The sequence below is a fragment of the Shewanella colwelliana ATCC 39565 genome (assembly GCF_000518705.1).
Lineage (GTDB): Bacteria > Pseudomonadota > Gammaproteobacteria > Enterobacterales > Shewanellaceae > Shewanella > Shewanella colwelliana.
Map to the genome: position 1 here is coordinate 131,998 of NZ_JAEC01000007.1, position 20,205 is coordinate 152,202.

Sequence of the window (20,205 nt, forward strand, 5' to 3'; positions counted from 1 at the left end):
TGTTTATTTATTGTTAATAGCAGTGTTTATGGTTTTTTTTGAATGTTTGATTAATAAAATCTAATTGATATTTCGCTTTGATAGCGAGATTTTCACCGTTGTTGTCAATGGTGGTTTTAGTGAGGGTGCATCTCTTTAGCCTACATAGAGTCGCAGAAGTTGGTTAGTGACTTATCATGACAGTGATACTTTTATTGTATCGGCACATTTTTGCTAAATGGAGTTAAAAACAAGGCTGAAAGCGCAAAAGCCTCTAGCTACACGTTTGGCCTGAGGTTACTATGCCTGCATAGGTTAATTTGATAGGTAACAGGATCTCTGCGTAATGATAGATTTTCGAAGTGATACAGTAACTCAGCCCACAGCGGCTATGCGCAGTGCGATAGCAAATGCTGTCGTTGGCGATGATGTATATGGTGACGATCCCACTGTGAATCGTTTAGAAGCGATGGCTGCTGAACGTTTTGGTTTTGATGGCGCGCTGTTCACCTCTTCTGGCACACAAGCTAATCTATTGGCATTAATGTCTCATTGTGAGCGGGGTGACGAGTATATTTGTGGGCAACAAGCACATAATTATAAGTTCGAAGGTGGTGGGGCAGCCGTGTTAGGCAGTATTCAACCACAACCCTTAAGTAATCAAAATGATGGCTCAATATTGCTTAGCGATATTGAAGCGGCAATAAAGCCCGATGATATTCATTTTGCGAGGACTCGACTATTGAGTTTAGAAAACACCATAGGTGGCAAGGTATTATCGCAGCAGTATCTTGCAGAGGCGCAATCGCTTGCTTTTAATCGGGGCCTAAAAATCCACTTAGATGGTGCGCGAGTCGCTAATGCCGCTGTCGCGCAGAGTATAGAGGTTAGTGATATAACCCAATACTTCGATTCGGTTTCTATCTGTTTATCTAAGGGGCTTTGTGCGCCAGTCGGTTCACTGCTATTAGGTGATGAACGCCTGATTCATCGTGCACGTCGCTGGCGTAAGATGCTGGGTGGCGGGATGCGTCAAGCTGGCATGTTAGCTGCAGCCGCGGAAATTGCGTTAACCGAGCAAGTTGAGCGTTTAGCGGTTGACCATGACAATGCAAGATACCTTGCTGAGCAACTAAGCCTGTTAGCGGAGTTCGAGGTTGATTTGACGGCCGTTCAGACCAATATGTTGTTTGCTAAAGTGGCTGATAATGTCGATATCAAGGCTATAGCCACGGCTCTAAAGCAGCAAGGGATCTTAATTAGCCCTGGTACAACAGTGCGATTGGTGACTCATGCAGATATTAATCGCGCTGATGTTGATACTTTCATCAAGGCACTTAAAGCGCTGTTATAATCGCGGCTAGATTGTCAACGCTAAAGCCATCCTAAGTAGGATGGCTTTTTGTTAGGAGGTTAATGCTGGTGGCCGCCGTGGCCTCCATCAATCATCTGCCCGTCGGCATTATAAAACCCTGAACTACCATGTTGAATAAACCCTTGCGTGATCATTTTGGCGATAAATGGATCTGATTCACTATCACCCACATCAGCAAAATCAAGATCTTGATACCCGCCAATACGCTGATTAAAGAGGTCCTTAGAAATCGCTTTAAGTTCAGTCAACTTATAATGGATCGATTGGTAGCGATTATCGACTGTTAAGACGTTCGGCAATGCCATTTGAGGTAGCCAGGTGACCGCGACGTTTTGCTCAGCGTCTCGGCTAACAAACTGCTGCTGATTGAGACACTTGCCAGTCATCGTGCTGCCTTGACTTAGCTGGGATAGCCCATGCTTGGAGATAATATGGAACTGTCTATCAAGGTCTGTATCGATGTTGAGTGCAAGAAGATCGCCGCGACGATAGCTAATTGAGCGCTTTTGAGCTGGGAAGTAACGTACGTACTCACCATTTTTATTCCAGGCTTCAAAACTTACCTCGTTATGTTGATAGAGGATGCGGTCATTTAAGCGAGTTAGGGTCAGTGTCACATGCTGCTGTGCATTCGAGTGATGATCTGTTGTCGTTATCTGGTAAGTTGCTTGATACTGCGTCGAGGTAATATTGCTGTCGCATTGAGCGCCCGAATTTGTCGCTATGTAAGAGGTAATATTCGGCTGCGCTGCATGAGCTAGGGGGCTCACCAACAAAGCGCTAAAGCCAAGAAAAAGTATGTTTGTTAAGCGCTTCACTATTAGCTTGTGCGTTATTCTTTTTGTCTGTTCTTTGTTGCAAGACATGCAAGCTCCTTAGTTTAATCTATGGTGGATTATGGTATTGCTTAAACTAGCAGCCTAGCGATAGTGTCACCTTTAGTATTGATACTTAGGCGTTACCATCTGCTAGGCTGCTGAAGGTTATTGCGGCGTTAAGTTAACCATGGTTCACTGCGCGCCAGTGGCCTTGTTAACCAGATCTGCTGCGTAGTTCATCACATGGAAAATGTGGTTTTGCTCAACCGTACCTTGAATTAGGCTAGCACCTGGGCCGCGGGCGAAAATAGCGACATCTTCACCTGCATGGGTTTCGCTACCCAGTGGCACAAGCGCCTCTTGGTGGAAGCCTGCACTTTGTGTATTCGTATAGTTAAGATCAACCCGTCCAGCTATTGCGGCGTAGTTGTAACGCTCATCACCACCTGTTTCCAGTGACGCAAAGCCTAAACCATTTGCATAACCTACAGTGGTATATGGCATACCATTGGCATCCGTTGAGTTGGTGACTGTTGGGACACCATTAGCATCGTTACTCTTAACAAGGCCAAGGATAGGGTTGCCACGAGTGGGGTATCCAGCGATGGTAAACACGTGACTGTGATCCGCTGTCACCATCAGTAAAGTATCGCTTGCTGATGTTTTCTCCATAGCAACACGAACGGCTTCTGACAGAGCGATGGTGTCATGGAGTGCTCTAGCTGCATTACCCGCATGATGTGCATGATCGATACGACCAGCTTCAACAATGAGCACAAAACCCTTGTTGTTTTTACGCAGTATGTCGATACTCTTCGCGGTCATCTCTGCTAGTGAGGGTTCACCTTCTACCCCTGAAGTGACACGGTCATAGTCATATTCCATATGTGATGAGTTAAACAGTCCTAGGGCATGATCTGTGTTGGCCGTATCGAGCGCTAAGAAGCTATCTCGGTCTGTCACATATGCAGCATTGCTGTATTGGCTTAACCATTCAGCCGTTAAGTCTCGACCATCTGCACGTTTACCAAACTTACCTTCTGGATCGACAGTGGTATTAGGAATAAATGCGCGGCGCCCGCCACCCATTACTACGTTAATACCTTTTCCTTGGTTGAAATCTAGCAGTTGTGCAGCGATATCTTTACAACCGTTAGTGACGGCTTCGGCTGGCAAGTTGCTGTCAGCTTCCCAGTTACGCTCTGGTGCGTGAGCATAAGCCGCTGCTGGCGTCGCGTGGGTGATACGGGCGGTCGATACGACGCCTGTTGAAAGACCTGCCATGGCGGCCAATTCTAAGGACGTTACCAAATTCTGCCCCGAGGTTGAGGCGCAGTTGCCACGGGTGACACCTTCTGCCTGTGAGATCACGCCCACATCTGTCTTTACCCCAGTGACCATGGCCGTCATGGTGCCAGCTGAGTCAGGGGTTTGCCCATCGACGTTATAGGTCTTAGCTAATCCAAGGTGTGGCAGGGTTTCAAAGGAGAGTGAGTTTTCCTCTCCCGTGTGACCTTTAAGCTGACCCTCTAAGATTCTTGCGGCAGTTACGGTTGATACACCCATACCATCGCCAACAAATAGAATGATATTCTTTGCCGCGCCCGCTTGATTATTTGGCGTCAGCGATTGAGCTGTTGCGACACGGTTTTGCCCATCAATAAACCACTGGTTTACTGCACTCCAATCTTTACCATTTTGACCATTAGTGCCGTCAGTACCTGGTGTACCCGCTGAGCCATCTGTGCCGTTTTCACCATCACTACCACATGCCGCGAGACCTAAAATGGCTGCTAAAGACAGTACAAGTAATTTCTTATTCATCGTTTCTACTCCCTATTAATACTTAGTACCGCCAAGCGACTGGGCTTGGTTGATAATATGAAAAATGACATTTTGTTCAATAACGCCTTGCGCCAAGTTGGCACCAGGTCCTGTCGCATGCAGGCTAATATCTTCACCAGCATGGGTTTCGCTGCCCATTGGCACGAGTGCTTGTTGCATGAAGTCTCTGTCTTGAGTGTCTACAGAGCTTAAGTCATCACGTGTGCCAACTACTGCACCAGGGCCATTGGTATAACCCAGAGTGGTGTAGGGTTTACCATCTATCGCTGTCGAAAGGTTGCCATCGACACCATGGACTAAGCCTAAAATCGGGTTACCGCGCTTGGGGTAACCAGCAATCGTAAATACATGGCTGTGATCGGCGGTGACAAGGATTAAGGTTTCGTCCGGGTCGGTAGTTTCATAGGCGGCTTTAACCGCATTAGAGAGTTCAACAGCATCCATTAAGGCACGTTTAGCATTACCCGCATGGTGTGCATGATCGATACGGCCCGATTCGACAATCAGCAGGTAACCGTTATCATTTTTCTTGAGCAGTTCGATAGACTTTGCAGTCATCTCTGTTAATGAAGGTTCGCCGCCTACATCGTCGGCGCGGTCCGCTTCATACTCCATGTGTGATGAGTTGAACAGGCCCAGAAGGTGGTCAGTACTCGCCACGTCAATGGCGTCAAAGGCTTCTTTATTCCAAACGTATGCGGCATTTTCATAGTTTTCGACCCAAGCTTGAGTTAGGTCCATACCATCTTTACGGCGACCAGTCTTGTTTTCACCATCTGTCACTGTGTTAGGTAGGAATGCTCGGCGGCCGCCCCCCAGTGCAACGCTAAGTGCATTGTCTTGGTCACGCATCACCATTTGATAAGCGATATCTTTACACTCATTGGCTACAGCTTCAGCGGTGAGGTTGCTGTCGGCTTCCCAGTTGCGTTCTGGGCTGTTGGCATAAGTAGCAGCAGGGGTTGCGTGAGTGATACGGGCTGTACTAACGACACCTGTTGATAGGCCTTTAGCATTGGCTAAATCGACCAAAGTCACCAATTCGTTACCTTTGGATGATAAGCAGTTGCCGCGCAGCGCTGTGTCAGAAACTGAAAGTACGCCAGCCTTTGACTTAACGCCTGTTGCGATAGCGGTCATGGTGCCTGCGCTGTCAGGTGTTTGTTGATTGGTGTTGTAGGTTTTCACTAGGGCAGTGTGATTAAACTGCTCAAAACTTAAGAAATTCTCTTCACCACCTTGGTTACCGTTGATCTGTTGACCTTGATAGATCCGTGCGGCAGTGAGGGTTGAAATACCCATCCCATCACCAACGAATAAAATTACATTTTTAGCTTTAGTTTTGTTTTCTAAGTTGGCTTTGCTTGCGACCAGTTGTGCGCTGTCTTTAAACCAAGGGCTATCCGATTGAACACTTGGTAGTGCGGCGCTGTTGGCCACCATGGATACTAGGCTGCAAGAGATTAATGCAGCTAATCTTTTTATCATCATCACTTTCATCATCCGTATGTAGGGTGGAAAATTGGTTTTCAATTGAGATAAAGCGGCCTGATTGTCTGTTATTCATGTGACGGAAATGGGTCATTAGGGTTTCAGTTATATGAATACCGTCGAGACAGGACCTTGTTTGATGACTAGATTTGGTGCACAAAGCACCAATAAGGTGCTTTGGATAAAAACTAAATACCCCTATTTTATTGATTTAATAGCAATTTAAATTTGGCTTGATTCTTGAGTTGTGCTTTTTGATTTTAGCTGGAGGCCAATTATGAAGTATTACAGTCGACGTTTTATTAAACCTGAGCACCTAAACCCTGCCAATGCACTTTTTGGTGGGCAGTTGTTAAGTTGGATTGATGAGGAGGCTGCAATTTTTGCTGCATGCCAAATGAACAGTCAAAGTATTGTGACCAAGATTATTTCAGAAATTAACTTTATGACGCCAGCAAGACAAGGAGATGTGATTGAGTTTGGCCTTGAATTAATTAGTGCGGGATTAAGTTCGATAACCGTACGCTGTGAGGTCCGTAATAAGGTGAGCCGATTACCTGTGGTGACGATAGATAAGCTAATTTTTGTCAATGTGGACGAAAGTGGTTTACCTAAGCCCCATGGCATTAAGGCCAATGCGGCTTAATCAAACTGGATGATGCACTTTAGTTGTGTGCATCATCGGTAGAGTTAATCTTCTTTACTTAGATCGTTTTTCACTGAGTTAACGGCATCTCGAGAAGCATGGCCGATAGCTTTGGTTGTGTCGCGTGTGGCATGACCAATTTCAGTGGTGACCTCTTTAGTGGTGTCACCTATGGTGCGCCCAGCATCTTTTAACTCGGCGCAGCCACTCAATAGGCTAAGTGTGAGCACTAGGGCTAAGGTTGTTCGCATTGTTGTTGCACTCCTAAGTCGATATAGCGGCCATTTTAACGCGTTATCACTAGCTGTAAAGCGCGGAGGTTAAAATCACTTAACGCTGGACGACTTTAATTGCGGCTGGCTTAAATTAGTGCTTAATGCAATTTTAGATGGGGGTGAATAATTCGACTTATCCCCTTGGCAAACATTAATAAGGTCCCCTTAAAGACACCATGAAGCTCGATGAGATGACGGCGATAAAGTGACGTATAAACGAATCTAGCAATTTTACCTTCGACCAAGACGCCTCCCCCCATGAATGACATCAGATTACCGACCGTATGAAATTTAGACAGATTCACCAAGGAGCCGAGATCTTTATAAACATATTCATGCTGGGGTGTTTTCTGAGCCAGCATTAAACAGATGTTATCAGCGGTCATCAATGCCATCTGTCTTGCTGCTTGTCCCCGCGGAGGTACCCATGAACCGTCAGTTTGGGGGCAGGCGGCGCAATCACCGATAGCGAAAACATGTGTATCGGTGAGGCTTTGCATTGTGGGTTTTACCATCACTTGATTGATGGCGTTACTGGCTAAACCACCGATGTTTTTCATGAAATCAGGTGCCTTAACACCGGTTGACCAGATCACCATATCGGCGGCGATAAACTCATCATCAGTGGTATGTAGCCCACTATCGGTGACGTTATCAATACGAGTACTAGTGCGAACATTCACGCCGATTTGTTTGAGTTCTCGAGTCACTGACTCAGAAATCTCACTCTTTTCGACTTTAGGTAGGATGCGGCTGTCCGCTTCAATCAAGGTTACTTCAAGCAGGCTGCTATCGATTTTATAACCAAATCCGCTGAGCTGCTCAACCGCATGGTGCATCTCGGCTGACATCTCAACGCCGGTGGCACCAGCGCCAACCACAGAGATTTTTATCTTATCGTTAAGTTGGTGATGACTGGCGTAACGCATAAATTTATTAAGTAACATGCTGCGAATTTGCATGGCCTGTTCAGTGTTGTCTAAAAATACGCAGTGTTCACGCACCCCTGGGATATTGAAGTCATTAGCAATACTACCAATAGCAATCACAAGGTAGTCGTAGTCAATCCGTCTTGCTGGCAGCAGTTCCTCACCCGATTTATCCTTGATTGGTGCGAGAATAACCTGGCGCTTGTTCCTGTCTAAATCTGTCATGGCGCCTTGCTGGAAGTGATAGCCATGTGCAGCGGCATGGCTGCGATAGCTAATCGCATCAATACCAATGTCTAGTGCACCAGTGGCAACCTCATGCAATAGTGGTTTCCAGATGTGGCTCTCTGCACAATCAATTAGAGTGATTTTAGCTTTTGCTTTGCGCCCAAGTTTACGGCCTAATTTGGTTGCGATCTCCATTCCACCCGCACCACCGCCGACGATGACAATATTCTGCTTTCTATCCACTTTTTTTAGCTCCACTGATGGTTGTGCCATGTTTAAGTTACTCATGCCGTTAGCGAGAGTCTATTAACTGGGCGTGCAAGTTACATTTTTTGTAAATTGAAACAATGCCTGTGAGTGTGGCAAAACTCTAACAGCGAGTAGGATAAACGGCAATGAGTGAAGTTTTGATGTGGTTAGCTTTTGAAAGTAGGTGTTATTGTTTTAGTTTGTTGTTTGATAATGGTTTAATTTTTTACCATGAATGTTAAGTGGGGGTTTATTGGTGTTTTTTGGTGGCTTAAAGTGTGAACTTGATTGTTTTCTATTTGATAAAATGTGAGCTGCCTCCGTGTGGAGACAGTCACACAGAGCCTGATTAGGCAATCGCTTGTTCGTTAAGTTTTTCTAATCGGTGCTGATAGTCTTTAATAAGATATTGCATAATTTCTTGAACCGATGTGTCTTTAGTCGAGTCATCCATGAAAATTTTAAAGGTGACTAATACGTGACCGTTGTTCAGCAAACGACTATTTTGCATCGCGAAGTAAGAGCTTTCTGAGTCAGCTTCTCTAACGGTAAAGCCATCTTGTTCGAAAATACGGTGACCAGAGCGATCATGCCATTTAGTGATGCGATTTAGGCCGATTTCACAGGATTGGTTAAATTCAACATGATTTTGCCATGTTGTTGGATGTGCTGGGTCCTTAACTTGTGGGCATCGAACTGTATAGTTATAGACATGAGAGATTGCTGTCATAGATTACCTACCTAATTGTTGGATACAGTGGCCATCATAGGCACTGCATTTCTGTTCGGTCAACGTTTATTCGCCTTTGCTGACATGAAAAATAGATTAGCAGGTGGCGTTTCATCGTTGCTGTTTACTTGTTGTAGCACGAGTTAAAGACCGATAACTATGTGCTAGCTCTCATTTTTTATAGTGTTATTGGATTTGTATAACCAGTGCTTAATAAAGCAACAGCTAATCGACTTTATCCCGCTCTGTGAGTTGTTTCTATTTGGTGGTTTTGTGAGCGGTAGGGCGATGATGGTTTTGAAGGTACGTTCAACATGGGGTTGGCTACAGTTCCATTGTCGTAGCGCTAGGTACAAAAAAGGCGACCTAAGGTCGCCTTTTCAAATTAAGCTGTCAAAGATTAAGCAGGAACTACGTTCGCAGCTTGTAAACCTTTTTGACCTTGCTCAACTTCGAAAGATACTTTTTGGCCTTCTGCTAAGGTTTTGAAACCGTCAGAAGCGATAGCGCGGAAATGTACGAATACGTCAGCACCGCCATTTTCTTGAGAAATAAAACCAAAACCTTTCTCTTCGTTAAACCATTTTACGATACCAGTAGTTGTATTAGACATGTTGTGTCCCTTATTTTAAATTCATAAAAAATTATCGCGAAATTGCGATGTGCTGAGTAGCTGAATTATTAAAGTATTACGATGAAGCTAAGGGAAACATGAAGACAAAAATGGTGCAGATTTGACGCCGAGTTTTACTTTTACTTGATTCTTTTCATTAATAACTCTGAACAACAGAGCGACGTCACAATAGCACACTTATTCATAAAGTAACTAACTATTTTTACTTTTGTCGGCTTTTAATTACCGAATTTGGCTGAGTAGCCAACGCCTATCTCTCTGTATCAGTATCTATCTATAATGCTCTCAGCGACTTGATGGGACGCCGAGAGCATAGTGTTTACAGCTGGGATATTTGCTTGAAAGCGGGACTATTGAAGAATGCCGCCACTTTTTGCTGATCACTCTCTGCAAAGTCCTGTTGGTTGAGTTTGACATCAAACTGCAGGTTAAAGGCTTGAAAGATATCACTGGCTTGTTGATGCAAGCCAAGATCGATCAAGTTGTTGAGATAGATAGCATAGGCCATCGCATCGTGAGGTTGTGACTGAATATAACGCATAAATTCCTGTTGAGCGTATTCAACCTCATTTTGTTGTAAGGCATATAACACACCGACCATGGCATAGTTGGTTTGCAAATTATTCAGGTTGGCCATGGCGAGCTCTCGTGTGTATTGATATTGAGACATCTCATTTTTGTACATGTAACTATATCCCCAGAAAGCGCTGTTTTTTGGGGTTAACATTGGTGCGAATTGATACATGGTGTCAATAATCGCTGTCGACGGCTCATCAATAGTGACGAAGCTTGACCAGATAAAGTCTGTCAGTAAGGTCGGTTCGGTTTTTATTGAGTCGGGAAGTTTGTCGAAAATAGCCGCGACTTGCTGCTCGTCCATCGCTTGCCCTGCTCGGGCTGATTGAATCACTTTGATGAAACCTGAATTGGCGATAGCATCAGCATTGTGAAGATAGGCAAAGTAGGCATCTAAACCAGAGGTGAGGTGATGAACTAGTTGCCAATCGACTATCCTGAGTTGTTGATGGCCGGCAACCTCACTGTATTGGTAATTAAGCAAGATGGCGGCTGGCATATCTGAGATGTAGGTGCTTAATACTAAGTTATCACCTTGGACGCCGTCAAAACGCCAGTATTGAGCTTGTTTAACTTGGTTTTTGAATTTTGTTCTGACGAAACGATAAAAAGATTCCTCCTCGGCGTCAGTTAAATCAGGGTAGGTATTATGAGCGTAGGTGAGTAATGTGGCTCTATTCCACCAATCAAAGGCGGCACTGGTGCTGTCTTTCTCTAGGCTTTCGGCGATCAACTGACCCTGTTGGTGGATAAATGCCAGCGATGATAGTTGACCTGTATGCTCACTTTTATTGAGTGGTATCGCCTGTTTCTTGGCCGTTGACTGACAGCCACTAAGCAGAGCGAAAAGGATGATAAGCATAGCCGTTAAGGTGTGGTTCTTCATTAGCGAGCTCCCTCTGCACTGACCTTCTTGTTGAGGAAGTCAATACCGTGATTGATCACCTTACTAAAGTCTCCAGTTATGCCTCCACTGTAATATAGGTTGTCATCTATCTCTCTTAGCGCATTGATATAATCGCGACTCTCTTCGGTAGTGACGGTTTTCTGATTGATGACCAACTGATGACGACGCACAAATTGCCCATTAATATAGGCTTCTGCCGCATTGTAACTGATGCCTTTGGCTTTAATGTGAGTATCAATATCGCGTACTTGGTAGTTAATGTTTTCTGGTAAGGTGACCTTTAACGTTTGTTCTATGGCGACCTGACTCGGCAATGCCAGTGGCTGAGTACGGTTAATCACTTTAGGCAGCTCAACGTAGTTTTTGATGTAGCTTGCAAATAACGAGAAATCTAAACTCTGGTTATTTCCCTGCCAAAAATCGCCAATTTGGTAATGCTCAGTCATTAATAATTCATTCTCGCCAGCGGTGGTGTCGACTAATAAAACGGGCGCTGCAAGAGAGATATCACGGTAAAATTTCGCGTAGTAATTGAGGTAATGTTGCTCTATCTCACTTAAGGATACGCTTGATAACTGATATCTCATGTAATCGGCTTCACGCCCGTGATACTTAGTGGTGATATACAGATCGACGGGCGCCATGTAATTGGAAGAGATGTAGTGCTGTTCGATTGAGACTTTGTCGACGTTCGCTGTGGCTTGCGGCATTGGTGTCAGCTCATTGATGTTATCGCTAAGCACTAACGCATAGCCAAAGTCGGGCTGTGATATCGATGCCAGTCCTATCGCTTGGTGATTGTTGGTCGCATCGATAAAATAGTGCCTACCTTCAAATGTCAGCTGATTGATAACATGGTCAAACAAAATTGGAGAAGGGGTGCGTTCATTCAGTGTCGCGCCAAACTGGCTATTAACCAAGGCGGGTGAGCTGGGAACATCTATCGAATTTAGCAATGCAATCAGTAAACTTGCCTTATCTTTACAGTCACCATATCGACGTTCAAAAACGGTATTAGGGCTGTGAGGAATATGACTGTTTTGACCTATCTCTATGCCGAAATAGCGCACATCTTGCTGTACGAAACGAATAAACTCAGTTATCTGATCAGCTTTATGTTGATGGCTCTGCTTGACCTCTTTGATATACGCTGTGAGTGCGTTTGAATGAGACTCTTTGAATTGATAGTGAGGCTTTGCCCACGCACTGACATCTGTCCAATTAGTTGTACTACTCACAAAAATGACAGGGGCCCAAAGGTATCCAGCAGGGACGCCCTCTTCATAACGATATTTAGGTACATCGGTTAATTGCCACTCATAGGTCTTACCAAAAGGCGAGCTGCTCACCTTGGGCTGACGCTTTTGGTTGTCTTGAATATTAAGCGGTTTGTTACTGGCATTGACGAGTTTTAGGTGTAATTTATCGACGCTAACTTCCCAACCCATTGGGTAGTTACTACCAAACTCTTTGCCGTACACAGGGTTGCGCCCTTCTACCGTGTATTGATAGCGAATGGTGTCACCTACGCGCACATCTTTTAATACAATTACAGCCGTCGCTAGACCATTAAATAGATCATTACTTAACTCTTGCTCTTGGTTGATAACATTGATTCTGGCGCTATCTAATCTGTCATGCCAAGCCGATTTTCGTTCAACTTCCACTTTATGCAAGGTGAGTTTTTCAAATTCAGGGTTGAAGGTCAGCTCAATTTTAGACAGCTCCTTCACCCCCTCTTGGTTTAATGCGGTCGCGGCAAAATCTTGATAGTACTCATTGTCAAGTTCAGTAAACCTTTCTTGACGACCAATAAGACGGTAATGAACAGGACTTTTCTCTCTATTGATACGCTGGGGGGCTAACGCCTGAGGGATCACCCATTCATTGGCTGGCGCCAATGTGATTTGATAATCACCTGAGGTAATGACTTGTGCATTGACCTGGTGAGCGAGCAGCGCTGCGCAAAGCATGATGAGTAGTTTTATAGATTTCACGTGATAATACTCCTTCCATAGATAATGGCAGGGTATCACATCTTAATAACAATTAAATAGGATACGACATGAAACCCTGTTATTTATGAAGTGCTTAAGAAAAGATTGCTCACGAAAAAGGCTCGTTGTTCTAGTATGAACAACGAGCCTTTTAGCTAGCTGAATCTTTGCAGGGAAAAAGCGAGCTGACACTATTTTATAACAGATGTAACCATGCGTACCAGTCGATAAGTGTGACGAGCAAAGAATATTTAGATATTAGTGCTGTCATTATTACTCACTTGGAATAAAAAAGGCCTATTAGCTAACTAATAGGCCTTCATCAGAGCAAACTCTTCTGCAGGGAGAATTTCTCAGAGTGACTCGAAGCGGTACTTCAAGTCACTGGTCACTTTTATAAAGCGTTGGTAAAGATCTGACAGATCTCTTCATGCGTCGCTTGCTTAGGGTTGGTAAAACCACAAGCATCTTTAAGAGCGTTATCTGCTAGCGTCGGAATATCTTCAGCTTTAACACCCAATTTAGTTAAGTTCTCAGGGATCTTAACAGCAACAGAGAGTGACTTAATGGCATCAATTGCTGCCTGAGCACCTTGCTCGTCGCTCATAGCTGATACATCAACACCCATTGCTCTGGCAACATCTTTTAGACGTGGTGCAGCAACTTGTGCGTTGTAAGATTGAACATGTGGTAATAGCAGTGCGTTACACACACCATGTGGTAGGTCGTAGAATCCACCTAGCTGGTGAGCCATGGCATGTACATAACCTAGGCTAGCGTTGTTAAATGCCATACCTGCAAGGAACTGTGCATAGGCCATCTGATCACGAGCATCAATATTTTGACCATTATCAACGGCTTCAACTAAGTTGCCCTTAATCAATTCGATCGCTTTAATCGCACACGCGTCAGTAATTGGGTTAGCAGCGATTGATACATAAGCTTCAACAGCATGAGTTAATGCGTCCATACCTGTTGCTGCGGTAAGGCCTGCAGGCTTTAATAGCATCAATTCAGGATCATTAACCGATAAAATAGGGGTTGTGTGTTTATCAACGATAGCCATTTTGATGTGACGCGCTTCATCTGTAATGATGCAGAAGCGGGTCATTTCACTGGCTGTACCTGCGGTAGTATTGATAGCAACTAAAGGTAGTTGTGGTTTAGCTGACATATCTAAACCTTCGTAATCTTTGATGCTTCCACCGTTGGTTGCGACCAAGGCGATACCTTTAGCGCAATCATGTGGAGAACCACCACCGAGTGAAACGACAAAATCACAGTCATTGGCTTTGAGTAGTTCAAGCCCTGCTTCAACATTGCCTACCGTTGGGTTGGGCTGTACGCCGTCGAATACGGTAGAGGTGATGCCAGCAGCGCCAAGCTTCTCTACTACTTGGCCTACTAAGCCAATTTCAACTAAAGGCTTGTCGGTAACAATCAGCGCGCGCTGAAAGCCAAGCGTTTTAATATCGCCGATGGCGTCATCAACAGCATTTTGTCCTAATACGTTGACAGATGGAATAAAAAATTTAGCAGCCATAAAATCACCTTTATGCTCAAATGTTAAAAGTTGTTATCTTTTCTGGTAACTAAAGTACCAACCTCGTAAGCCTAAAGGTGTGATCCAATTCAAATAACAGTGGCTACTAGCGGAAGGAATGATGAAAAGTTAGATCTGTACGACTAAAAATGTAAATTTATGACAACAGTAGTGAAACTGACTAAAAAATTTTGTTAGATAGGAGAAGATACCTTTTCAACCTTGTGTTTAATACCGTATATCGCTGCTTTAGTTAAACGGTAAACTTATTCAATAGTCCCTGTTGCTGGGTGACTTCATCGATAAGCTGGCTATTTGCTTGCAGCTGGTTAGTAGAAAATTCACCGACCGTTGTACTGATATCATTAATATGGTTGGTATTGAGGTTTATCTCTTCTGCAACAACGCTTTGCTGCTCAATAGCTGCCGCGATTTGGATATTTCTGTCCATGATCTCTTTGACGGATTCTGAAATGACTTTGAGTGCACTGTTTGCCGTTGCCGCATGATTCACACAAACCGTCGCTTTCTCCTTGCTCTCTTGCATCGCTTGTTGCACCGATGCCGACGCCGATTGTATCTGTTCGATGGTGCTTTTTATTTCGGTGGTTGATTCTTGAGTGCGCAAGGCTAATGTTCTCACTTCATCAGCAACGACTGCAAAACCTCGTCCCTGCTCACCAGCGCGGGCGGCTTCAATCGCGGCGTTAAGGGCGGGTAAGTTGGTTTGCTCAGCAATACCATTGATTACCGAAAGGACTTGTTCAATATTGGTGCTGTATTGAGCCAGTTTATCACTGACAGTTTGCGAGTCTGTGATGGTATCTGATAACTGATTGATATAATTTGAGGTTTCGGTGAAGGTTACACGGCTTTGCTCTGTTTCATCGTTAACGGAGGTAATTGAACTGGCGGCTTCTTGCGCACTACTGGCGATATCTGCAGAGGTTGCTGTCATCTCATTCATCGCGGTGGCTAACCCTTCAATGAGTGATTTCTGCTGATTTAGCTGCTCACCTGATTGAATCGCCAACTGCGTTGACGCATTGCTATTGTCGACCACCCCACTGGCTTTATTTTTTATCTCAATAATTAAGGTTTGCATCGAATCGAGAAACTGATTGAAATTTTTAGCCACAGCTCCGCATTCATCTTCACTCTTGATGGCTAACCTTTGGGTTAAGTCGCCGCCACCCATGGCAATATTGGCGATGGCGGCATCTAGATGGTTAAGAGGGGTGAGTAGGTGTTTTGCCAATTTTCGTAATAGAAAAATACAGATAATAATACTGATAATTGAAAATAGAGCCGTACGCTGAGTCAGATCCGTTAGCGACTGATAAACCTTGTCTTTCTCTAATAACACACCGAGATACCAGTTCATGCCCTGTGCCGCTGGCAGCGGATAAAAGTAGAGTAGCTTGTCTAGATTATCGTGTTCTATCTCTAGGATCTGTTTGCTGTTCGTGGGTGCTTGCTGGTAAATATTGTTGCTGTTCTTACCGTTAAGATCCGCCGTTGGATGGGTAATGATATTACCTTGTTCATCAACGATGAAGGCGATACCCGTCCCGTCGAAGTTTATGGTGTTCACGGTTTCAGCAATGGTATTGAGACTAAGGTCGCCACCTATCACCCCCTGAAATTGCCCTTGATATTCGATGTTGCTGACTATTGATAGCAGCAGTTCCTGTGTGGCCGCATCTTGATAGGGGGCGGTAAAGACGGTTTCAGATTGGTTCTTGGCTAGTTTGTACCAAGGCTTATCTCTAAAATCGACATTTGGCGGGTTTTGTCTGTTGGGGTTATTCGAGCGCAGGCCCGTCTCAGTGTTTAAAGTGCCAAATATCAACAGAAAGTCATTTTTGACGGCAGCAAACTCTAAGCCCTTTTGAAAGTTATCTGCAGAAAAATCACTTTCAATCACACTTTTTAGCAGGTTAATTTGCGCACTTTTTCCTTGTAACCAATTCCCAATCCCTGTGGACATTAAAGTGGCATTATCTTCGATGTATGCGCGGGTCTTATCTTCAACTGTGGTGTTGATGGCAAGGTGAGTGGATAGCGCCAGTAAAGAAAGTACGATTAAAATGACAATGCCAGATGCAACTGAAAACTTGGTTCTGATCTTCATAATTTCTCGTCCACGGCTGCCAAGGGGTGATGAGTTGATGGTAATTGGGTTGTGTTGTATCAACGACTGCTAGTTCAAAAGTATAGTCTATACTTTGCTCACTGCTAGCAATCTTGGTGAATCATTATGCGCAAACTATTGTCTCTGGGAGTTTGTTTTTGTTGGTGTTGTTGTGTCAGTTTAGGAGCGATAGCCGCCGAGCCTGATGCAACGATTGAGTTACTTAAACAGCAGATTGAACAACTCCAAAAGCAAGTCGTTGCACTTGAAAAGGCACAGCAAACATTCAATGAACGGGAGGAGCAACGTCGTCTGACAGAGCAAGATAAGGCGGCCGACATGGTCACCACTGCGGCAGTGATTAGTGAGACGACCTCTACGAGTCCAACTGCAAACAAGCCAAGTGAAAAAGTGAGCAAGGCACCACAGAATAATGTGAGGGTCTACGCGACGATGAGACCCACTTACGGTTACTTTGATGAAAAGGGTGAAAGTTTCTGGGACGTCCGTGATGCGCTATCCCATGCGGGGATTAAGGCGAGCAACGAATTTATGCCAGGATGGACTGCGGTATTGCATGGTGAGTGGGGGATCGACATCTCAAATAATGGTGACTTTGGTAAAGCCAGAAGGGCTTATGTTGCCGTAGAAAGCCCCGTTGGTCGGGTTGGTATAGGTAAGCAGAGGCCACCTCAGTATCTGTTAATCGCTGAATATGTTGATATTTTCAATCATGCCAACAGTCCCTTCTCTTATGATGCAGAAGGGATATTTTTCGTTGACAATATGGTGACTTATCGCTTACAAACAGGAGGCTTCAATTGGCTCGCCGCGGGTCAGTTTGATGGTGATGGTGGCAGTGATCGCGCCGATTTAGTTAACCTAGGGGTGAGCTACGACATTAATGGTTTTCATAGTGCCATTACCTATTTGCAACAAGATAGTATCACAGCAAATCAAGTCGATGGCGACGACGAAGTTTGGGCAGCTGTGTTGGCCAATGATTTCGGTAATGGTTTATATTTGGCGGCGGCCTACCAAGATAAGCGCTACAATCGCGACCTTGTACCCGAGCAGCGAACTGGCCATACACTAGATATTTCAGGTGCCTATAGGCTCAGCGAACAGTTTAGGCTCAAGCTTGGCTATTTCGATTTTGACGATGGTCATCGCGCGTTTTTGAGTCAGGGTTACGATGGTTACAACACGACCTTGGAGTGGTTACCTGACGATAACCTCCGCTTTCATATCGAATACTTGACTCGTAATTATGACTACCTCGATGACTTCGACTCTTGGTCTGTCGGTTTTCGCTGTGATTTTGCAAAAGATTGGCAATTCTAACCAAGGTGTCACTGTGCTTTCTTGATGGCCTTACTGGCGTCGCCTTGGCAACTGATCCTGCCTCCATCTGGTTCAGGTGCACAATTATTGTGCACCATCTTAACCCTACAAAGGTTTAACTCACCACTGGCTTCCAATCACCTTCTCTCTCTAAAATATATAAGTTACTAATTTTAAATCATATATATTTGTCATCTGTTTGACACATCTCTGTCTTCAAGCTGTTATTTTTCCTTGGCATGCTAAATGCTCCACATAGCATAACTGCTGTAGGCAAGGATAATGGTGATGGGGTTAGAGAAACTGCTCTATTTGCAAGGTGTTGGAGCCGGCTTTGTTGATAACACTGGCCACTATAGTCAGACGCCGGAGTCTGCCAGAGTCGGCATATTGTCTTGCATGCTAGCTAATGAGCCAGAGCAGGAGTTTGCATTAGGGCAATTAGCGCCTGATCAATTTGAAGCGACTAACCATGAAGCCATCGCTAAGCGTATTGAGTTGCTTGATGCTGCACCTTGGCGACAGATCTTACCCGAATTTCAACACGGATTTATCGACAACCCCAAGCTAACCATCATGCTTGCTGAAGGGGATAACCGGGCGCTGATGCTGACCCTAACTACCGAGAAAGGTGCTAGCCATCGCGGTTTGTTGACTCGGGATACGTTGCATTGCACGGGCGATTATGTGAGTCACGGCCAGCGCTTCTATCGTTATCAATTGTCACTGCATGATTGGCAAACAAGCGATTGTCTCTGGCAACTGGGCTATCACACTGTCGTCATTTCACTAGCCGATGAATGTGAATCTACAGCGTGTATCGCCGAAGGCACGTTACTGCTAGCGCCTAGACAGGCCTATCAATTTCAAACTGAACCCCAGTCAAACACGCAAGCTAAGCGGCCTTGGGGTGTCAGTATTCAACTCTATAGTCTGCGCAGCCAAGAGCAGTGGGGCATAGGTGATTTTGGTGATCTGCGGCAGTTGATCAACTGGTCGGCAGCAAGTGGTTGCGACTTTATTCAGCTAAATCCGCTTCATGGCTTGCAGTTACCGTTTTCAGAGGCACAGCTTGATGTTAATCGCCTAAATATTAGTCCCTATAGCCCAAGCGATAGACGGCGGATTAACCCACTTTATATCGATGTGAGCGAGGTTGCTGAATACCCAAAAATCAGTGACAGAGTGGCCGCTCTTGCTATAAACCAGATGAGGTTGAATCGCGATAATTGGCTTGATTACCCAGGGATTATTACCACCAAGTACGCACTGTTTAGCGACCTGTATATGACATTTGTGGGCGATGAATATCAAAAAAACACCCTGAGATACAATCAGTTCAGCGCATTTGTCGAGCAGGAAGGGCTTGCCCTCATCCAGTACTGTCAATTTGAGGCGAATCGGGCCACAAGTGGTGTGTTAGCAGATGAAAGATTTCATCAGTATTTGCAATTTGTCGCCCACGAGCAGTTGTTAGGTTGCCAGCAACAGGCTCACCAAGCCGGGATGCGCATTGGTCTTATCGGTGATATGGCGGTGGGGGCGAGTGGCTGCGGTGCCGAAGTCAATTTCAATTTAGCGAGCTATTGCCAAGGAGCCAGCATCGGAGCCCCTGCCGATGAGTTTGCTGCCCAAGGGCAAAACTGGGGGCTGACACCGTTTGACCCCATAGGGATCAAACATCGAGGTTACGAGCACTTTATCCAATTGATCCGCAGCAATATGCGCTATTACGGTGCACTGCGTATCGATCATGTCATGGCGTTAATGCGGTTATGGTGGTGGCCACAAGATGAGGTGGATAGCGGCGGTGCATACGTTTATTACCCCATGGACACCTTGTTAGCCATTGTGTGCATCGAGAGCCAGCGCGCGGCTTGTATGGTGATTGGTGAAGATTTAGGTACCGTCCCGCCAGAGTTGCGCGCAACACTTGCCCAATGTGGCATCTACTCCAATGAGTTGTTCTACTTTTGCCGAAATGAGCATGGGTTTATGCCGCCTAACGAGCACAAACCCCACAGCTTAATGATGCTGGCCAACCATGACGTGCCCAACCTTGCTGCGTGGTGGTCGCAAAGCGATCTGCATCTTAGGCGACAACTGTGGCTAATTGATAGCGATGCGCAACTGGATATCGCCCTGGCGAGTCGAGACGTGCAGCGCGAACAACTGCTGAGTTTGCTCAAATTAACCAGTGGTTTTACTGGCAATATCGATAGTGAGTTTGCTGAAATACTCGAAGCCTGGATGACGACTGCGGCGCAGTCCTCCTCAAGCTTGTTTAGCGTTCAGTTAGTCGACCTATGCAGTGAACGTTACGCCGTTAATATTCCTGGCACGTGGCAAGAATACGCCAACTGGCAACGCCGCTTACCTTACACCATAGAAGCACTTTCTCAATCACTTGCGATTAATCGCTTACTGCATCGTATTCGGTGTGCACGCAGCGACGCTCCTGTCACCACGCAACCTGTTACGGACACAATTGACTGCCATGGATAA

The 20,205-nt window shown here is 45.1% G+C and carries 15 protein-coding genes; 4 read left to right on the forward strand and 11 right to left on the reverse strand.

The window, feature by feature from the left end; translation table 11 throughout:
- Nucleotides 1-325: 325 nt before the first annotated feature.
- Nucleotides 326-1,333 carry a low-specificity L-threonine aldolase gene (gene ltaE / locus L876_RS0105245; protein WP_028762838.1) on the forward strand — a complete coding sequence of 336 codons (1,008 nt, stop codon included), beginning with the start codon at nucleotides 326-328 and terminating at the stop codon, nucleotides 1,331-1,333.
- Nucleotides 1,334-1,392: 59 nt separating this feature from the next.
- On the opposite strand, the gene L876_RS0105250 is transcribed toward ltaE, so the two are convergent.
- From L876_RS0105250 to L876_RS0105260, 3 genes are all read right to left on the reverse strand, one after another.
- Nucleotides 1,393-2,124, reverse strand: a complete 732-nt coding sequence (locus L876_RS0105250) for a hypothetical protein (RefSeq protein WP_139151910.1) — start codon at nucleotides 2,122-2,124, stop codon at nucleotides 1,393-1,395.
- A gap of 240 nt (nucleotides 2,125-2,364) precedes the next feature.
- Entirely contained in the window at nucleotides 2,365-3,996 is a 1,632-nt protein-coding gene (locus tag L876_RS0105255; RefSeq protein WP_028762840.1) for an alkaline phosphatase, read from the reverse strand.
- A 15-nt stretch (nucleotides 3,997-4,011) separates the two neighbouring features.
- A complete protein-coding gene (locus L876_RS0105260) occupies nucleotides 4,012-5,508 on the reverse strand; it encodes an alkaline phosphatase (protein ID WP_028762841.1) in 1,497 nt (498 codons plus the stop codon).
- Nucleotides 5,509-5,785: 277 nt separating this feature from the next.
- Here L876_RS0105260 and L876_RS0105265 point away from each other — a divergent pair, with 277 nt between their 5' ends.
- Entirely contained in the window at nucleotides 5,786-6,154 is a 369-nt protein-coding gene (locus L876_RS0105265; protein ID WP_028762842.1) for an acyl-CoA thioesterase, read from the forward strand.
- Nucleotides 6,155-6,198: 44 nt separating this feature from the next.
- Here the strand turns inward: L876_RS0105265 and L876_RS0105270 are convergent, their stop codons facing one another.
- From L876_RS0105270 to L876_RS0105305, 8 genes are all read right to left on the reverse strand, one after another.
- On the reverse strand, nucleotides 6,199-6,405 hold the full coding sequence (locus L876_RS0105270) for a hypothetical protein (RefSeq protein ID WP_028762843.1): 207 nt from the start codon (nucleotides 6,403-6,405) through the stop codon (nucleotides 6,199-6,201).
- Between the two features lie 122 nt (nucleotides 6,406-6,527).
- A complete protein-coding gene (locus L876_RS0105275) occupies nucleotides 6,528-7,859 on the reverse strand; it encodes an NAD(P)/FAD-dependent oxidoreductase (protein WP_051412937.1) in 1,332 nt (443 codons plus the stop codon).
- 325 nt (nucleotides 7,860-8,184) lie between these two features.
- Nucleotides 8,185-8,565, reverse strand: coding sequence for a hypothetical protein (locus tag L876_RS0105280; protein ID WP_028762845.1), 381 nt, complete (start codon nucleotides 8,563-8,565; stop codon nucleotides 8,185-8,187).
- Nucleotides 8,566-8,965: 400 nt separating this feature from the next.
- A complete protein-coding gene (gene cspE, locus L876_RS0105285; protein WP_028762846.1) occupies nucleotides 8,966-9,178 on the reverse strand; it encodes a transcription antiterminator/RNA stability regulator CspE in 213 nt (70 codons plus the stop codon).
- A 340-nt stretch (nucleotides 9,179-9,518) separates the two neighbouring features.
- A complete protein-coding gene (locus tag L876_RS0105290; RefSeq protein WP_028762847.1) occupies nucleotides 9,519-10,661 on the reverse strand; it encodes a hypothetical protein in 1,143 nt (380 codons plus the stop codon).
- Nucleotides 10,661-12,679: a DUF3857 domain-containing transglutaminase family protein gene (locus tag L876_RS0105295; RefSeq protein WP_028762848.1), complete on the reverse strand. Its 2,019-nt coding sequence runs from the start codon at nucleotides 12,677-12,679 to the stop codon at nucleotides 10,661-10,663. The genes L876_RS0105290 and L876_RS0105295 overlap by 1 nt, the downstream gene beginning before the upstream one ends.
- A 394-nt stretch (nucleotides 12,680-13,073) precedes the next feature.
- Entirely contained in the window at nucleotides 13,074-14,222 is a 1,149-nt protein-coding gene (gene yiaY / locus L876_RS0105300; RefSeq protein WP_028762849.1) for an L-threonine dehydrogenase, read from the reverse strand.
- A gap of 253 nt (nucleotides 14,223-14,475) precedes the next feature.
- Nucleotides 14,476-16,356, reverse strand: a complete 1,881-nt coding sequence (locus L876_RS0105305) for a methyl-accepting chemotaxis protein (RefSeq protein WP_028762850.1) — start codon at nucleotides 16,354-16,356, stop codon at nucleotides 14,476-14,478.
- Between the two features lie 126 nt (nucleotides 16,357-16,482).
- Between L876_RS0105305 and L876_RS21135 the strand changes: the two genes are divergently transcribed.
- On the forward strand, nucleotides 16,483-17,700 hold the full coding sequence (locus tag L876_RS21135; protein WP_081730631.1) for a porin: 1,218 nt from the start codon (nucleotides 16,483-16,485) through the stop codon (nucleotides 17,698-17,700).
- Nucleotides 17,701-17,988: 288 nt separating this feature from the next.
- Entirely contained in the window at nucleotides 17,989-20,205 is a 2,217-nt protein-coding gene (malQ, locus tag L876_RS0105320) for a 4-alpha-glucanotransferase (RefSeq protein ID WP_028762852.1), read from the forward strand.

What these genes read in the sequence shown, in the direction of transcription:
- L876_RS21135 (WP_081730631.1), top strand. Translation starts at nt 16,483, where the DNA reads ATGCGCAAACTATTGTCTCTGGGAGTTTGTTTTTGTTGGTGTTGTTGT.
- malQ (WP_028762852.1), top strand. Translation starts at nt 17,989, where the DNA reads ATGGGGTTAGAGAAACTGCTCTATTTGCAAGGTGTTGGAGCCGGCTTT.
- cspE (WP_028762846.1), bottom strand. Translation starts at nt 9,178, where the DNA reads ATGTCTAATACAACTACTGGTATCGTAAAATGGTTTAACGAAGAGAAA.
- L876_RS0105275 (WP_051412937.1), bottom strand. Translation starts at nt 7,859, where the DNA reads ATGGCACAACCATCAGTGGAGCTAAAAAAAGTGGATAGAAAGCAGAAT.
- L876_RS0105290 (WP_028762847.1), bottom strand. Translation starts at nt 10,661, where the DNA reads ATGAAGAACCACACCTTAACGGCTATGCTTATCATCCTTTTCGCTCTG.
- L876_RS0105260 (WP_028762841.1), bottom strand. Translation starts at nt 5,508, where the DNA reads ATGATGATAAAAAGATTAGCTGCATTAATCTCTTGCAGCCTAGTATCC.
- L876_RS0105280 (WP_028762845.1), bottom strand. Translation starts at nt 8,565, where the DNA reads ATGACAGCAATCTCTCATGTCTATAACTATACAGTTCGATGCCCACAA.
- L876_RS0105265 (WP_028762842.1), top strand. Translation starts at nt 5,786, where the DNA reads ATGAAGTATTACAGTCGACGTTTTATTAAACCTGAGCACCTAAACCCT.
- yiaY (WP_028762849.1), bottom strand. Translation starts at nt 14,222, where the DNA reads ATGGCTGCTAAATTTTTTATTCCATCTGTCAACGTATTAGGACAAAAT.
- L876_RS0105305 (WP_028762850.1), bottom strand. Translation starts at nt 16,356, where the DNA reads ATGAAGATCAGAACCAAGTTTTCAGTTGCATCTGGCATTGTCATTTTA.
- L876_RS0105255 (WP_028762840.1), bottom strand. Translation starts at nt 3,996, where the DNA reads ATGAATAAGAAATTACTTGTACTGTCTTTAGCAGCCATTTTAGGTCTC.
- L876_RS0105270 (WP_028762843.1), bottom strand. Translation starts at nt 6,405, where the DNA reads ATGCGAACAACCTTAGCCCTAGTGCTCACACTTAGCCTATTGAGTGGC.
- ltaE (WP_028762838.1), top strand. Translation starts at nt 326, where the DNA reads ATGATAGATTTTCGAAGTGATACAGTAACTCAGCCCACAGCGGCTATG.